General features: G+C 33.9%; 12 protein-coding genes, 1 riboswitch and 1 other annotated feature. Of the genes, 11 read left to right on the top strand and 1 reads right to left on the bottom strand.

The window, feature by feature from the left end; all coding sequences use genetic code 11:
- Window positions 1–85 precede the first annotated feature (85 nt).
- A complete protein-coding gene (gene glnA / locus DFR80_RS09730) occupies window positions 86–1,420 on the bottom strand; it encodes a type I glutamate--ammonia ligase (protein WP_076545213.1) in 1,335 nt (444 codons plus the stop codon).
- 242 nt (window positions 1,421–1,662) lie between these two features.
- Window positions 1,663–1,930 (top strand) — a binding site (T-box leader).
- A gap of 100 nt (window positions 1,931–2,030) precedes the next feature.
- On the opposite strand from glnA, the gene ilvB reads away from it, so the two are divergent.
- From ilvB to DFR80_RS09675, 11 genes are all read left to right on the top strand, one after another.
- A complete protein-coding gene (gene ilvB / locus DFR80_RS09725; RefSeq protein WP_076545212.1) occupies window positions 2,031–3,788 on the top strand; it encodes a biosynthetic-type acetolactate synthase large subunit in 1,758 nt (585 codons plus the stop codon).
- Window positions 3,789–3,802: 14 nt separating this feature from the next.
- A complete protein-coding gene (locus DFR80_RS09720; protein ID WP_076545211.1) occupies window positions 3,803–4,273 on the top strand; it encodes a GNAT family N-acetyltransferase in 471 nt (156 codons plus the stop codon).
- Between the two features lie 331 nt (window positions 4,274–4,604).
- Complete coding sequence (locus DFR80_RS09715) at window positions 4,605–6,320, top strand: LTA synthase family protein (RefSeq protein ID WP_233493811.1); 1,716 nt, start codon at window positions 4,605–4,607, stop codon at window positions 6,318–6,320.
- A 120-nt stretch (window positions 6,321–6,440) separates the two neighbouring features.
- On the top strand, window positions 6,441–7,832 hold the full coding sequence (locus tag DFR80_RS09710; RefSeq protein ID WP_114489886.1) for a hypothetical protein: 1,392 nt from the start codon (window positions 6,441–6,443) through the stop codon (window positions 7,830–7,832).
- A gap of 54 nt (window positions 7,833–7,886) precedes the next feature.
- Window positions 7,887–8,003: riboswitch (FMN riboswitch) on the top strand.
- A gap of 214 nt (window positions 8,004–8,217) precedes the next feature.
- The gene (gene ribD, locus DFR80_RS09705) at window positions 8,218–9,372 is read left to right on the top strand and encodes a bifunctional diaminohydroxyphosphoribosylaminopyrimidine deaminase/5-amino-6-(5-phosphoribosylamino)uracil reductase RibD (RefSeq protein WP_114489885.1); all 1,155 of its coding nucleotides are present in this window, start codon (window positions 8,218–8,220) and stop codon (window positions 9,370–9,372) included.
- A gap of 35 nt (window positions 9,373–9,407) precedes the next feature.
- Complete coding sequence (gene ribE, locus DFR80_RS09700; RefSeq protein ID WP_076545207.1) at window positions 9,408–10,061, top strand: riboflavin synthase; 654 nt, start codon at window positions 9,408–9,410, stop codon at window positions 10,059–10,061.
- Between the two features lie 94 nt (window positions 10,062–10,155).
- A complete protein-coding gene (locus DFR80_RS09695) occupies window positions 10,156–11,346 on the top strand; it encodes a bifunctional 3,4-dihydroxy-2-butanone-4-phosphate synthase/GTP cyclohydrolase II (protein ID WP_114489884.1) in 1,191 nt (396 codons plus the stop codon).
- Between the two features lie 54 nt (window positions 11,347–11,400).
- Window positions 11,401–11,865: a 6,7-dimethyl-8-ribityllumazine synthase gene (ribE, locus tag DFR80_RS09690; protein ID WP_114489883.1), complete on the top strand. Its 465-nt coding sequence runs from the start codon at window positions 11,401–11,403 to the stop codon at window positions 11,863–11,865.
- A 205-nt stretch (window positions 11,866–12,070) separates the two neighbouring features.
- Entirely contained in the window at window positions 12,071–13,798 is a 1,728-nt protein-coding gene (locus DFR80_RS09685; RefSeq protein WP_114489882.1) for a bifunctional diguanylate cyclase/phosphodiesterase, read from the top strand.
- A 107-nt stretch (window positions 13,799–13,905) separates the two neighbouring features.
- The gene (locus DFR80_RS09680) at window positions 13,906–15,432 is read left to right on the top strand and encodes a phosphomannomutase/phosphoglucomutase (protein ID WP_114489881.1); all 1,527 of its coding nucleotides are present in this window, start codon (window positions 13,906–13,908) and stop codon (window positions 15,430–15,432) included.
- A gap of 74 nt (window positions 15,433–15,506) precedes the next feature.
- Window positions 15,507–16,463 (top strand): aldo/keto reductase, encoded by a 957-nt coding sequence (locus DFR80_RS09675; RefSeq protein ID WP_114489880.1) that lies wholly within the window; start codon window positions 15,507–15,509, stop codon window positions 16,461–16,463.
- The last annotated feature ends 68 nt before the right edge of the window (window positions 16,464–16,531 follow it).

Raw genomic sequence — 16,531 nt, 5'->3', positions numbered from 1 at the left:
TCATTACTCCGATACTCTATTCTCTATTTCATTTTTCAGTAAAACAAATCTTTAATATTCTAATTTTAATTTAGTCTGGCGTTAATTAAAATTTAGTTAGATAACTATCCAGTTCCCACTGGCTGACCTGGGTTCTATATTCATCCCATTCTACTTTTTTAGCTGCTACAAAATGCTCCATCACATGTTCGCCCAGTGCACTCTTAATAACTTCATCTTTTAGTAAAAGTTTCACAGCGTCATTAATATTGCCAGGTAAACTTTCAATACCTAGTTCATTTTTTCGCTCTAATGACATTTCATAAATATTTTCCAATACTTCTTTTGGAGGTTCAATTTCATTTTTAATTCCGTCAAGACCTGCTTTTAACATGACTGCAATTGCCAGGTAAGGATTGGCAGTTGGGTCAGGATTTCTTAATTCTACCCTGGTTCCATTACCACGAGCTGCAGGTATTCTAATTAAAGCACTTCTGTTAGCACTTGACCAGGAAAGATAAACAGGAGCTTCATATCCCGGAACTAAACGCTTATAAGAATTTATAGAAGGATTGGTAATTGCAGCCATTGCTTTAGCATGTTTTAATAAGCCACCTATATAGTGATAACCAGTTTTACTTAGACCAAGTCGATCATCTTCATCATAAAATGCGTTTTCTCCATCTTTAAATAATGACTGATGAACATGCATTCCTGAACCATTTTCTCCAAAAATAGGTTTGGGCATAAAGGTTGCATGTAAACCGTGTTCATGGGCAATTGCTTTTGTTACAAATTTAAATGTTGCAATATTATCAGCTGTTTTAAGAGCTGGAGCATATTTAAAGTCAATTTCATGCTGGCCGGGAGCTACCTCATGATGTGAGGCCTCAACTTCAAAACCCATTTCTTCCAGAGCTAAAACAATACTGCGGCGGGCGTTGATACCCTTATCAATTGGTCCTAGATCAAAATAACCACCGTCATCATGAGTTTTAGTAGTTGCATCTCCATTTTCGTCTAACTGAAATAAGAAAAATTCAGGTTCGGGGCCAACATTCATATCAAAACCCATTTCGTCAGCTTCTTTTAAAGCTTCTTTTAAAACATTACGGGGACCACCAGAAAAAGGTTTGCCATCAGGAGTATAAACATCACAGATTAAACGTGCAACAGCGCCACCTTCTTCAGGACGCCAGGGAAAAATAGTAAAGGTATCATAATCAGGTCTTAAATACATATCAGATTCCTGAATTCTGGTAAAACCATCAATGGAAGAACCATCAAACATAATTTTGTTATCCAGAGCATCTTCCAGCTGTTTGGCTGTTATTGCAACATTTTTTACTATTCCCAGAATATCAGTAAACTGCATTCTAATAAACTTAACATTTTTTTCCTCTGCCATTTTTAAAATATCTTCTTTGCTGTACTTTGACATTATAATCACTCTCCTAAAATTTTCGTTTTTTAACTTCTGATTTCAGTATAGTGCCTTTTTAATAATTCGTCAATAGAACCGAAATTAGCAAAATAAAGCACGTCAGAGCCGACATAACAGTCTTTGTTAAAAAAATAATTACTTTAAGTCGTATTTTAAATACCTGTATACAGATATAATATTCTTGCGACTGATTCTTGACAATTTTCTAACATTAATGTATAATATACAAAATAAATAATTTAAAAGTTGTGAGAGGGAGGAAAATAATTTTGACTGGTTACAGAGAATCGGATTAGCTGAGAGCCGAGTCCCAGAAAAATTATTTTTGTAGCCTTTGAACTGTAGTTTTGAATAAAGTAGGAACTGCCGGAATCCAGTTTGTTTTGCACCCGTTATCTAGTGCAGAGGTATTGATAATTAATTATATCTAATTTTGGTTCAGTACTTTGAGAGGCTGTTTAAACAGCAAGTTGGGTGGTACCGCGTGAGAGAACTCTCGTCCCGATTAATAGTTTAGCTATTAGTTGAGATGAGAGTTTTTTCTTTATTAGATTATTTTTTATAACATTTATTTTATAATTTTGTATTTCAAAGAGGAGTGAGCAGTATGAGCATTAAGGAAAATGATAGGATAACAGGAGCAGAAATCTTTGTAAAGTCACTGGAAGCAGAGGGTGTAGATACAGTATTTGGTTATATTGGTGCTAAAGTAATTGATATATATGATAAACTCTACGATTCAAAAATTAGGCATATTATGCCCCATCACGAGCAGGGAGGAGTACATGCAGCGGATGGCTATGCCCGTTCGAGTGGGAAAACTGGTGTTTGTATAGCAACCTCAGGACCTGGAGCAGCCAATATGGTAACTGCGCTGGCTACAGCTAATATGGATTCGGTTCCTCTGGTAGCTTTTACAGGGCAGGTTCCAAATACCATGATTGGTACAGATGGTTTTCAAGAGGCTGATATAAAGGGTATTACGATGCCAATTACTAAAAATAATTATATTGTCAATGATGTAGAGGATCTGGCGCGAGTAATAAAAGAAGCTTTTCATATTGCTTCAACAGGAAGGCCGGGTCCGGTTCTGGTCGATATACCTTCAAATATTTTAAAAGCTAAAGCGAAATTTAACTATCCTGCCCAGGTTGATTTACCCGGATACAGCCCAACTTATCGGGCCAATAAACTGCAGTTAAAAAGAGCAGCCGAATTAATTAATCAAGCGGTTAAGCCAGTAATTTATGCTGGAGGAGGTAGTATAATTTCTGGTGCTGATCAAGAGATTAAAGAGCTGGCTCAGAGAGCAGAAATTCCTGTCACAACAACCTTAAATGGAATTGGTATTTTTGATGAAAATTCATATCTTTCTCTGGGAATGCTTGGGATGCATGGAACGACTGAAGCTAATCTGGCAATTTCAAATTCAGATTTGATAATTGCTTTAGGTGCCCGTTTTGATGATCGGGTAACTGGCAAATTAGAAGATTTTGCCGTTAATGCAGATGTTATTCATATTGATATTGATCCAGCAGAAATTGCTAAAATTGTTAAAACTAAAGTTCCAATTACAGCTGATGTTAAAATGGCATTGGAAGAACTTCTCCCCCGGATCAGGGAAGTAAAAAGACCGGGATGGCTTAAAGAAATTGAAGAATGGAGAAAAATTGATCAGCCGGCTGATCCAAAAAAGGCAGAGAAATTACTTCCCTCAGAGATAATAGAAACTTTATATCAGCTAACAGAGGGAAATGCTATTATAACGGCGGGAGTAGGCCAACATCAGATGTGGGCTGCTCAATATTATAAATATTCTAAACCCAGAACTTTTATTAGTTCTGGAGGTCTGGGAACAATGGGATATGGTTTTCCGGCAGCAATCGGTGCCAAACTGGCCAATCCCGATCGGGATGTTTTTGCCCTGGTTGGTGATGGCAGTTTTCAGATGAATATTCAGGAACTGGCAACTGCTGCTAAAAATAGAGTAGCAGTTAAAATTATACTTTTTAATAATCAGTATCTGGGAATGGTGCGTCAGTGGCAGGAATTATTTTACGATAAGCGATATTCTGCAACCTGTCTCCGACGTCAGGAGAACTGTCCACCCCATTGTTCTGCTCCTGGTCAGGATTGTCCGGAAATGATACCAGATTTTATTCAGGTAGCAAAAGGATATGGAATTAAAGGAGAAACAGTAACTGAACGCAGTCAAATTAAAAATGCATTAAAAAATGCCATTAAGGCAAATGAGAGTTATATTCTCAACTTTATGATTGAGGAAGAGGAGAATGTCTTTCCCATGGTTTCGGCCGGTGGTAGTCTTGAAGAAATGATTTTGCGCAAAGATAATAACAACAAATAGGAGGATAAATTTTTATGTCAGATATGTTGGTTAAATTATATGATTTAGAAGCTTTAGAAAATCCGCTAAAATCTTTAAAAGATGATGAGGTTGTAATAAGAAGAGCTATTCCACCTGAAAAAAACTATATTTTAAGCTGGATTAGAGAAAACTTTTCAGAGACTTGGGTTTCTGAGGCTGATATTGCAATGTCAGCCAGTCCTGCAAAAATATTTATTGCGGTTAAAGAAGGGGAGCTTCTCGGATTTGCCTGTTACGACACCAGTGCAAAAGGTTTTTTTGGTCCAACAGGAGTTGGCGAAAAAGCCCGTAAAAAAGGAATTGGAACTTCACTTTTATTGAAATCTATGGAAGCCTTAAAAGAAGATGGCTATGCCTATGCAGTGATTGGAGATGCCGGACCAGTAGATTATTACCAAAAAACATGTTCGGCTCAGGTTATTAAAGGTAGTGGAAAGAGTATTTATCGGGGTATGTTAAAATAAACTGTAGAGATGTCTCTTCCCAGGATTTAAAAAACTATTTATTGATAATTATCAATAAATAGTTTAAGATATAGTTAGCTAGGAATTCTGCAAAACTTTCTCTGTTATAATTAAATATCAGGGGAAGTTTTTTTCTTAAGGAGGGACTAAAATGTTCAGCAGTCTCAAGTTTCGAAAAAGGGACAAATTATTTTTTATTTTTCTCTTAATTGGTTTTTTAATAAAATATAACTATTTTAACTGGTATATTTTTAATGTGCCGTCTCTAAAAATATTACTTTTAAAAAATCTGATTATTTTTATGGCTTTCATCTTGCTTTCTGGTATTATATTGAAAAATAAAAGAAGAAAAATTATAACACTTGTCACTTATCTTATTTTTTCTTTTCTATTTATAGCTAATTTATATTATAATCGTTATTTTGGTAATTATCTGAGTCTGACTGATATGATAATGGGACAGGGTATTAGACCATTTAGAGTATTGACCAGACATTTAATTAATTGGAAGCTTGATCCTTTTTTTATCTTTGATATCCCAATTTTAATATATTTAACTGTAAAATCAAAAGCCGAAACTCCAATTTTAAAAAAATCAGAATTTAGCAGAAAAAATTTACTAAAGAATAATTTTATTTTAGTACTTTTAATAATAATACTTTTTTTTACTCAGCTTATCTACAGCTATAGTTTATTTCCAGCTGACAGTTTAATGGAACTTTTTAATCACAGTACGCCTGCTTTTGTTAATGTCTATGGAATTATTCCTCTTTATCTGGCAGAATATCAGGAACTGAAACATAAGAGTCAGCGGTCCAGAGAAATCTCTAATAAAGATCTGGAAATTGATCTGAGAAAAGTGGAAACAGAAAAGGAATTAAGCAGTGAAGCAGAGCTGGATAATATTAAAAATGTAATTATTATTCAGCTGGAATCACTGGACGCTAAACTTATTGATTATAAATACAATGGTCAGGAAGTAACTCCCTTTTTAAATAAGTTAAAAGATAAGTCTAAATATTTTTCTGATATTTATGCACATCATATTAATGGAAGTTTTGATGCCGAATTTTCTTTTTTTACCTCACTTTACCCAATTAATAGAAATTATACTTTTAGAAGTAATGACATGCGTGAATTTAATACGATAGTTAATGTTCTTCGGCAGGATGGTTATAACACCTATGCTTTTCACGGGAATAAAGAAGGTTTTTTCTACCGGGATAAGGGATATTTAGAAATGGGTTTTGACCGTTTTTACAGTCGAGAAGATTTTTCTGTTAGTGAGGCTGTCATTGGTGAAGATACCTATTTAGGAATTAATGATTATGATCTTTTTGACCAGTCAATTGATTATCTAGACCAGGCAAAAGAACCATTTTTATCAGTTTTTATTACGGTGACCAGTCATACCCCCTTTACTTTTTATCCAGAAGAATATAAAGTAAAAGAGTTCTCAGATATTGAAACCACAATAGTCAGAGATTATTTTAATTCCATGCATTTTGTTGATCATTCACTGGAGATGTTTTTTAAAAAAATTAAAGCAAATTCAATGATGGAGGACACCCTCTTTGTTATTTATTCTGATCATATAGCTGACATTAATCGAGAGGAGTATAAATCTGGTGACAATTTTGCAAACAACAGAAACATTAAAGAACCTGAGCAGATACCACTTTTTATTTACCATCAGGATATTGAACCAGAAGTAATCAAAAAAAGCGGCACTCATACTGATATTGCACCTACAATTCTTGACATCATGGGTTATCAGGAAAAACCAGAAGGTTTTTTAGGAGTATCTCTTTTAAAAGAAATTGAAAATCCGCTGTTTTTTTTACATGAGATACCTCAGATCATTTATAAAGATCAGCTTTTTATTAGAGTTCCAGCTGGTCCAGAAGAAGAAAGTGAGTTTGAAAAAATTTCCTATAAAAAAAGCACAGGTGATTTAAATGTTGAGCTTCCAGAGAAGGAAAAAGAGCGTTTGAATAATACAATTAATTATATGCAGGAAGTAATGAATAGATTTTTAAGTGAATAATATAAAACTCCTTAGCTGCAAATTAATGTCTGAGGAGATTTTTATTTACTTAAGTTTATGTTATAATATTAATAGAATTTTCGTAAAAATATTATAAGAATTTAAAGAAAGGGGCAAAATATGAAAAAATTCCTGAAAAAGGCCTCGGTTTATCTTTTATTACTACTTTTAATTGCGGCAGGAGTATTTTCTTTAAATTATTTTTTAGGTCACAGACTGACCAGTGATTTGGAGAATGAGATTGAAGAGATTGCTGCAGAAAATAACTATCAGCTCCGCTACTTAAGTATTAAATCTAATCCTCTTTTAAGAAGGGTGGATATTGATACTCTGAGTTTATTAAAAAATAATGAGCAAAGCTATGAAATTAACGGAGCAAAAATAGAATTTAGCTGGCAGCAAATATTTAATTATATAAAAGAAAGAGAATTTTTGACAAAAAAAGATATTAAAGCTGACATAGATAAGTTTAGTTTTTATGACCTACAGCGGAATAACCACTTTGACTTTTTTAATACTGAACTCAGCTATCAGGGGGGGTTTAACTCTGAAGATTTAAAAAAACCGCTGGAACTTATAAAAAATGATCATAAGTTGACAGTTTTAAGTGAAGAATTAAATTATGATTATCCTTTTTATCGTAGTTATGGAATTGATAAAAACAACTGGGAACAAATTTCTACTTTTAACAATTTTGCTTTTGCAGCAGATTATCAGAGTCAGAACAATAGGCTGCTGATAAATGATTTTATGCTTAAAAATGAGTTTATTGATTATGAGCTTAATTTTGAGACTGTTATCGAAAGAAGACTAAATGATACTGGTGCCACCAATCTTGAAACCAAGGCAGAAGACAGTAAAAATCAAAGAGCAGAAGATACTTCAAATAAAACAGCAGCTGATTTTGAGGAAATTGTTATTTACAGTGATAAAGCAGAAAAAATTGTCCTCCAGGAATTAAAAAGCAATTATAGTCTTGCTCTAAATGGCGAGTTTTTAAATATTTCTAAAAATGATTTTTTTAATAAATTTTCGTTTACGGAGCTAAATCTAGATTCTGATTTTGAAATGTATTTAAACTCTAAAAACAGCAGTTATCAGTTCCAGAAATTTGATCTGGATTTTGATTTGAGTGATTTTAAGCTGGGTCTGCAGGAAAATTTAAGTCAAAGAGTTAATGAAAGCAGTTTTGGTATTTTAGCTCAGAACAAACAATTTCAGCTCAATATTGATTCCCTGAATTATCAACAGAATTACAGTCATCCTCAGGGTAAAAGTCAATTAAACTTAAAATCAAATTTAATTGATGCCGATTTAAATGCTGAATTTAATTTGAATAATGAAATTCCATATATTAGTAATTCGCTGCTTAAATTCAAGTCCAAAAATCAATCTGTAGAACAGTTACTGCTTTTTGCCCAACTTTTATATGGAGATAGTTTTAAACAGGATGATGAAGGTTATTATTATATTGAAAGCTGGGGAAGCCTGGATAATTTGAAGTTTGAATAAAGTTTAACTTTACAACTCAACTTTAAAATGCTAAAATATAAATAGAAAATTGAATATAACTAACGAGGATGGGTGAAATTCCCTACCGGTGGTAAAAGTCCACAAGTCCATTTGGGATTGATCTGATGAAATGCAGAACCGACAGTAAAGTCTGGAAGGGAGTTAGATTATAAATTTATTAATCTAATTTATTTTGTTTAATAATGGGCAAATTTGTTCATTAGTGGGCAAAATTATATTTTGATAAATTTAGTTTAGGTATTTTTGATTATTAAGTCCTTCCAGTACTGGAGGGACTTTTTCTTTTTTAAAGGATGTTTATTAGAAAGAAAAGATTAATAATAACTACTGAAATGAAAAAATTTTAGAAGACTGGAGGTATAAAATGCAAGATTTTTCGATTGATGATCAAAAATACATGGCAAGAGCTTTAAATCTTGCCCGGCAGGGAGAGGGTAGCACTTCGCCCAATCCTATGGTAGGTGCTGTTGTGGTTAAAAATGGAGAAATTATTGGTGAGGGTTTTCATCATAAATATGGTGGTCCTCATGCTGAAGTTTATGCACTTCAAGCTGCAGGAGGTGCAGCAGCCGGAGCAGATATCTATGTCACTCTGGAACCCTGCAGTCATTACGGTAAAACACCTCCCTGTGCTCAAAAGCTTATTGATTCAGGGATAAAAAGGGCTGTAATTGCCATGATTGATCCCAATCCTGAAGTTGCTGGTAGAGGAATAAAAATGTTAAGAGAAGCAGGAATTAAAGTTGAAGTAGGACTATTAGAAGAGAAAGCTCAAAGACTAAATGAAAGTTTTTTGAAATATATTCAAAGTGACTATCCTTTTGTTTATTTAAAAAAAGCTCAGACTCTTGATGGTTATATAGCAAGCAGTACTGGAGATTCCAAATGGATCACTAATTCCAGAGCCAGACTGGAAGGTCACCGACTAAGGCATCGAGTCGATGCAATTATGGTTGGAATTGGGACAGTTCTGGCTGATAATCCTTCTTTAACTGCCAGACTGGAGGCAAAGAATGGAATTGATCCACTTAGAATAATCCTGGATCCAATGCTTGATATTCCAATGGATGCCCGAGTTATCAACCAGAAATCTAGAGCAGATACTTTAATTATCTGTGCCGAAAATTTTCCTCCTGCCAGAGCTGTCGAGGCTCTTGAAAAAAAAGAAATTTTAGCCCAAAAAGAGAAAGTCCAGGTAATGAGTTTTAAAACCGGAGCTGATAATTATTTTAGACTCAAAGATCTCTTGCAAACTCTGCATGACCATAATATTAGCAGTATTTTAGTTGAAGGAGGAGCCAGATTGAGTCATACTTTTCTAAAAGAAAAGCTGGTGGATAAATTTTATTATTTTATTGCTCCCAAAATTTATGGAGGCAGTGATGGAATTGCTGCCTTTTGGGGCAGTGGCCCAAAAATGATGGCAGATGCAGTAGAGCTTAAGATAATTGAACAGAAAAATTTGGGAGATAATCTATTATTTATAGCCGAAAAGATGCACGATCAGAAGGAAAACTAATTATGGTTAATCTCATTTAACGGGAGGTGTAACTATTGTTTACTGGAATCATTCAGGAAAAAGGATATTTTTTGCGCAGATTTAAAGGCAGTGGCAGCTATCAGCTGGAAATTAAGGCAGATAAAGTTTTAAATAATATTAAAAAAGGGGATAGCATTGCTGTTAATGGTGTCTGCCTGACAGTTGTTGATTTTGGTCAGGATTATTTTAGAGCGGATGTTATGCCGGAGACTCTTAAGGCTACTAATTTAGGTGATTTAAAACAGTCTGAAGCTGTAAATTTAGAACAATCTTTAAAACCGGATGACTTTATTGGTGGTCATTTTGTTACCGGTCATGTCGACAGTACTGCTGCTGTCAGATCAATAAAAAGTGAAGCTAATGCAAAAATTATCAATCTGCAAGTTAATGAGCAGCTTGAAAAATTTATTGTAGATAAAGGTTCTGTGGCTATAAATGGAGTCAGTCTGACAGTGATGGAGATCAAAAGTGGTATTTTAAAAATTTCGCTAATCCCGGAAAGTTGGTCTCAGACAAATCTCTCTCAGCTGGATCCAGGTGACAGTGTCAATATTGAAACAGATATGCTGGGAAAATATGTTTATAAATTGCTTGGAAATATCAGCAATCAAAAAGATGAAAAGTCAAAAATATCAGCAGAATTCTTAGCTGAAAATGGTTTTTTCTAATTTTTAAAATTATCAATAAAACAATTAATCTTTATAGAAATAGTAAAAGCATAGAAATAATAAAAGCAAATATTTGTCCGAAAGGAGAATTGAAATGGATAAAATAGAGGCTGCAGTAGAAGATATTAAGGCTGGTAAAATGGTAGTGGTAGTTGACGATGAAGACCGAGAAAATGAGGGTGATTTATTAATGGCAGCAGAGAAAGTTGATAAAGAGGCCATTAATTTTATGATCAAAGAAGCCAGGGGCTTAGTCTGTACTCCATTGGAAAAAGAGACAGTTGATAGCCTTGGTTTACCAATGATGGTAGAAAATAATACCGAAACACACGGTACTGCTTTTACAGTTTCTGTTGATCATAAAGATGTTACAACAGGCATTTCACCTCAGGAAAGAGCCCATACAATTCAGCAGCTTGTCAGATCCAGTGTAAAAGCAGATGATTTTATGCGTCCGGGCCATGTGTTCCCCTTAATTGCTAAAAAAGGCGGAGTTTTAAGAAGAGCCGGTCACACTGAAGCAGCAGTTGATCTGGCCAGACTGGCAGGGTTAAAGCCTGCAGGTGTAATCTGTGAGATTATCAAGGAAGATGGAGAGATGGGGCGTCTGCCTTATCTAAAGAAATTTGCTAAAAAACATAATTTAAAGTTAATTTCCATTGAAGACTTAATTAAATATAGAAAAGAAAAAGATAAGCTAATTGAAATGGCCGCTGAAGCCAAACTGCCCACAGACTTTGGTGAATTCAGAATCAAAGTATTTACTACCAGAGTTGATGATAAAGAGCATATTGCAATTATTAAAGGTGATATAAGAAATAAAAAAAATGTTCTGGTTCGAGTACATTCTCAGTGTATTACAGGAGATATCTTTGCTTCCAGAAGGTGCGACTGTGGTGAACAGCTGGCAGCAGCCTTAAAGTTAATTGAAACGGAAGGTAGAGGAGTTGTATTATATATGAGGCAGGAAGGACGCGGTATTGGACTTGCCAATAAAATTAAAGCCTATCAACTTCAAGATCAGGGGATGGATACTGTAGAAGCCAATGTGGCTCTCGGCTTTGACCCGGATTTAAGAGATTATGGTATCGGAGCTCAGATTCTTTCTGAACTGGGACTTTCAACTATCCGTCTGCTGACAAATAATCCAACTAAAATTGTGGGGCTTGAAGGTTATGGTCTCAAAGTAACTGAGAGAGTACCATTAGAAATTGATCCTAACCAAGAAAACGAGTTTTATCTTAAGGTAAAAAAAGATAAGATGGGTCACCTTCTGGATTTATAGGTAATTATTTTACCAATTTAGAAGAAACTATTCACAAAAGGAGAATGATAAAATATGAAAAAATTTGAAGGAAAATTAAATGCGCAGGGAATGAAAACAGCAATTGTTGTTGGCAGATTTAATGAATTTATTTCCGGTAAATTGCTTGAAGGGGCAGTTGATGCTTTAAAAAGACATGGAATTGATGAAAATCATATTGATGTAGCCTGGGTTCCAGGAGCATTTGAAATCCCTCTGACTGCAAAGAAGTTAGCTGCCCGAAAAGATTATGACGGGGTAATTGCACTGGGAGCAGTTATTAGAGGTGAAACTCCTCATTTTGATTATGTAGCAGCAGAGGTTGCAAAAGGAGTTGCTAAGGCGGGACTGGATACAGAAAAACCGGTGATTTTTGGTGTGCTGACAACAGATACAATTGAGCAGGCGATTTCTCGAGCAGGTACGAAAGCCGGCAATAAAGGTTATGATGCAGCAGTTTCTTTGATCGAAATGGTTAATTTATTTAAGGAAATTGATTAATATCCTGTAATTTGTTAAATTTATAGACTGAAAAAGTTTGTAATATAATATTTTTAGTTTTATCCTCTTTAGAATTTAGTTGTAATATTTTTCTAAAGGGGATTTTTTTATTGGAAAAATTTTATGATTAATTTTTATTGATTTAAAGAGCAGGATTCGATATACTATAACATGTATAATATTAATAATAAAGGTAGGTTAGAAGATGACAAAAAGATCTTTGTGGAGTTTTTTAAAAGATGAAATCAAAGAGATAAAAATCAATAATTATATAAATGATAAACTCCTAATCATTTTAAATGTTTTATATATTTTCTTTGCAATTTTTTTAATACTCAGTAATTCTATAAATTTAAACAATTTTGCACTTTCTGCAGATACACTGCGGGGAATAATTGTCCAGCTACAAATAATTATATTACTTTATTTAACCTTTAATTTTGCTGCGGGAGGTTTTATTTCTGCACTGATTTTAAATGTTTTTTCTGTTTTTTCCTTTGCCACAGTAATGATTATTAAAAAATCAATCTTTCTTTTACCAGCTCTGATCGGGTATTTGACAATCCTGATTATTATGTATTTGATTTTTGATTATCAGCAGGAAATAAATTTAAGAGTCAACCAGTTAAAAAAAGAAAAGAAAAAGCTGCAATATATGGCTTATTATGATAATTTAACAGAAATAGCTAATAGAGAAATGCTAATTGAAAGACTTGACTATCTTTCTTCTATGTCAGAAACTGAAAAAATTAATTATAAATTAATATTTGTGGATTTTAAAAACTTTAAAAAAATTAATGATTCCTGGGGTTATGAAACTGGAGATTATATTTTACAGGAAATAGCTTTTAGACTTCAAAAGTGTCTGGATGAAAATGATCTTCCAGCTCGACTGGGTGGAGACGAATTTGCTGTAATTGTTCAGCGAGAATTGTCCGAAAAAAATTTAAAAAGATATATTAGAAAAATAAAAAGAGAACTTGAAAGACCATACAGATGTGAAGGTAGAGAAATTACTTTAAACAGTAATTTTGGTGTTTCATCTTATCCTAAAGATGGCAAAAACAGTAAAGAAATTATTAGAAGTGCTGATATAGCTATCTATAAGGCTAAAACTAGTATTGATAAAGAAATCGAGTTTTTTGCCAGAAATATGGAAAAAGACGTTGTAGCCGGAGTACAGATGGAAGATTCTCTTAAAAAAGCAATTAAAGATGAAGAATTTCATTTATTATTTCAACCTCAGTATCAAATCGATGGAGAAAAGTTGAGAGGTTTTGAAACATTAATCAGATGGCATTCTCCAGAACAGGGGACAATTAGTCCAGGACGTTTTATTCCGATTGCCGAAAAAACAGGTTTGATTAAAGAGATTGGAGAATGGGTCATAAAAACTTCCATTAATAAATTTAGATCTCTCAATGGTAGATTTAAAGATGAACCGGTTCTCTCAATCAATATTTCTGTTGTTCAGCTAACAGATCCTCATTTTATCGAGCAGATTACAGAAATTATAAGTCAGGAAAAAATTGAAGGATTTAAACTTGAATTTGAAATAACCGAATCACTTTTTATTTCTGATCAGGAATATGTAATTGATGTTTTATATAAATTAAAAGAACTGGGAATTAGTATTGCAATGGATGATTTTGGAACTGGCTATGCTTCTTTGAGTTATTTGCAGCATATTCCACTTGATATTTTAAAGATTGACAAGGTATTTATCGATTTAATTTCTCAAACCCAGGAAAGTGAGAAGATGATGGTCCCTCCAATAATTGAGATGGCTCATCAGTGGGGAATCAGGGTTATTGCGGAAGGTGTGGAAACTGTAGAACAACTTCATTATTTAGAAGACCATAATTGTGATTATTTACAGGGTTTCCTTTTAAATAGACCCTTGAGTGAATATCAGATATCGCGAACTTTTTGATCGTTAATTTTTCTCTTTTGCAGACTTTTTAAGAGCAGATAGGTAGTTAACAAATAAGTTGATCTGACAATCAAGAAAAGAAAAAAAATTAAACTGGAGTGATTATAATGTCAAATATTAACTGGAAAAAATTACTTAGTGGTACTGATGTAAGAGGTAAGGCAATTGCGACCGAAAATGAAGAAGCTAATTTAACTGCAGAGGTGGCAGTGGGAATAGGATTTTCTTTTGTCAGCTGGCTTAAAGATAATTTAGATCAAAAACAGCAGAAGCTTAAAGTAGCAATCGGTCATGACTCCAGGTTGAGTGCCGAAAAGCTTAAAGATGCTCTTGCCTGTGGGATGGAATTGGCGGGAGCCAGAGTTTATAGTACCGGTTTGGCTTCTACTCCTGCAATGTTTATGTCAACTTTATTAGAAGGTCATCAGTATGATGGAGCAATAATGATTACAGCCAGCCATTTGCCCTATGATAAAAATGGATTTAAGTTTTTTACTCGTAAGGGAGGGTTGGAAAAAGAAAATGTTATTGAAATTCTTAACCTGGCAGCTGAGAGAGAAAGTGAATTTTTAAACAGTAAAGCTACAAATCCTGAAGAAATAAATGAAATTGATTTAATATCTGATTATGCTGAACATATAAAAAGTATTATTCGCAAAAATCTAAGCCCGAAGGTTGACCAAAAACAACCCCTTGCTGATTTTAAAATTGTAGTGGATGCAGGAAATGGTTCGGGTGGATTTTTTACTGACAAAATTCTTAAAAGTCTGGGTGCGGATACTGAAGGTAGTAAATTTTTGGAACCTGATGGTAATTTTCCTAATCATGCGCCTAATCCTGAAGATAAAGAGGCAATGCATTCAATTCAGCAGACTGTGCTTGCAAATGAAGCTGATTTAGGAATTATTTTTGATACTGATGTTGATAGAGCAGCGGTAGTAGACAGCAGTGGTCAGGAAATCAACCGGAATAAATTAATAGCACTGGCTGCAGCTATAGTTTTAGAAAAAAATCCAGGTGCAACTATTGTTACCGACTCTGTAACTTCAGTTGGTCTTAAAGATTTTATTGAAAATAAGCTGGGAGGAGTTCACCACCGCTTTAAGAGGGGATATAAAAATGTGATTAATGAAGCCAAAAGGCTGGAAAGTGAAGGTATTAAGGCACCACTTGCTATAGAAACTTCCGGTCATGCAGCTTTTAAAGAAAATTATTTTCTTGATGATGGTGCCTATCTGGTAGCAAAAGTTCTGATTAAAATGGCTAATTTAAAAGCGGAAGAAAGCAGAAAGATCGGGGATCTTATTTCAGAGCTTAGTGAAGCAGAAATTAAAGAGGAATATAGAATGACAATCCAACTTGATGATTTTAAGGAATATGGACAGCAGATTCTTAGAGATTTAAAAGATTACATTCAGGATATAGATAACTGGGTAATCGCACCTAAAAACTATCAGGGGGTTAGAGTAAACTGTGGTGATAATGACTGGTTTTTATTGAGAATGTCACTGCATGATCCGGTTTTAGTTTTAAATGTTGAATGTGATAAAAAAGAAAGTCTGGATTATATTTTAGAAAAACTAAAGGTATTTTTGGATAATTACAGCAGTGTGAATGCTGAAACTTTAAAATAATGTCTTTAAAAGTCAATTATTTATTAGTTTAAAATTTAATAGCTTGTAATCAAGATTTTAAGAGGAGGTAAATAATGAAATACAGATATCTTGGAAACTCTAATTTGAAAGTTTCTGCAGTTGGTCTGGGAACCTGGGCTTATGGTAATGACACATTTGGTAAAGTTGAAGATCAGCAGTCGATTAAAGCCATCCGAGCTGCTGTGGAAGCGGGAATTACTTTGATTGATACTGCTCCAGCTTATGGGGCAGGACACGCTGAAAAAGTTGTTGGGAGAGCAATTGAGGGAATAAGAGATAAAGTAGTTATTGCCACAAAGTGCGGAACTCATCGTGATGGCTCAAAATATGTTAGAGATTTAAGTCCAAAAAGAATCAGAAAAGAAATGGAAGCTTCATTGACAAGATTAAATGTTGAACAGATTGATCTTTATCAGATTCACTGGCCGGATCCAGATACTCCTTTAGAAGAAAGTGTTGAAGAACTTTTAAAGTTAAAAAAGGAAGGTAAATTTAAGTATCTGGGTGTCTGTAATTTTGGAATAGAATTGATTGAAGATATTTCTGAAATGACTGATATAATATCACTGCAGCCACAGTACTCGCTTTTAAAAAGGGATGTTGAAGCAGAGATATTACCCTATTTAGTTGAAAATAATTTTGGTTCCTTGAGTTATGGAACTCTTGGGGGCGGTATATTAAGCGGAAAATATCAAGAAAGACCGGAGTTTGAAGATGAAAAAGATAACAGAGCTGGATTTTATCCCTTTTTTAGAGAAGAAAACTGGCCTCAGACTCGAAGTTTAATCAGTTTACTTGAAGAAATTGCTGCTGCTCACAATCAATCTCCTGCTCAGGTAGCAATTAACTGGGCAATTAATAGAGCTGGAATAACTACAGCCTTAGTTGGAGCAAAAACTGAAAAGCAGGCCCGAGAAAATGCTGAAGCATCAGATTTTGATTTAACTAAAGCGGAAATGGATGCTCTGGCAGCAGAGTCGGATAATGTCATTAAAAATTTAAATTATTAAGTATTTTAAAGTCCTGAGTTAATTAACTCAGGACTTTAATACAGTTTAATACAGTTAGAATAATTATA

This window comes from Halanaerobium sp. ST460_2HS_T2 (assembly GCF_003337665.1).
Lineage (GTDB): Bacteria > Bacillota > Halanaerobiia > Halanaerobiales > Halanaerobiaceae > Halanaerobium > Halanaerobium kushneri.
Note: the sequence above shows the minus strand (reverse complement) of the source record. Positions and strands in the feature narration are given on the sequence as shown.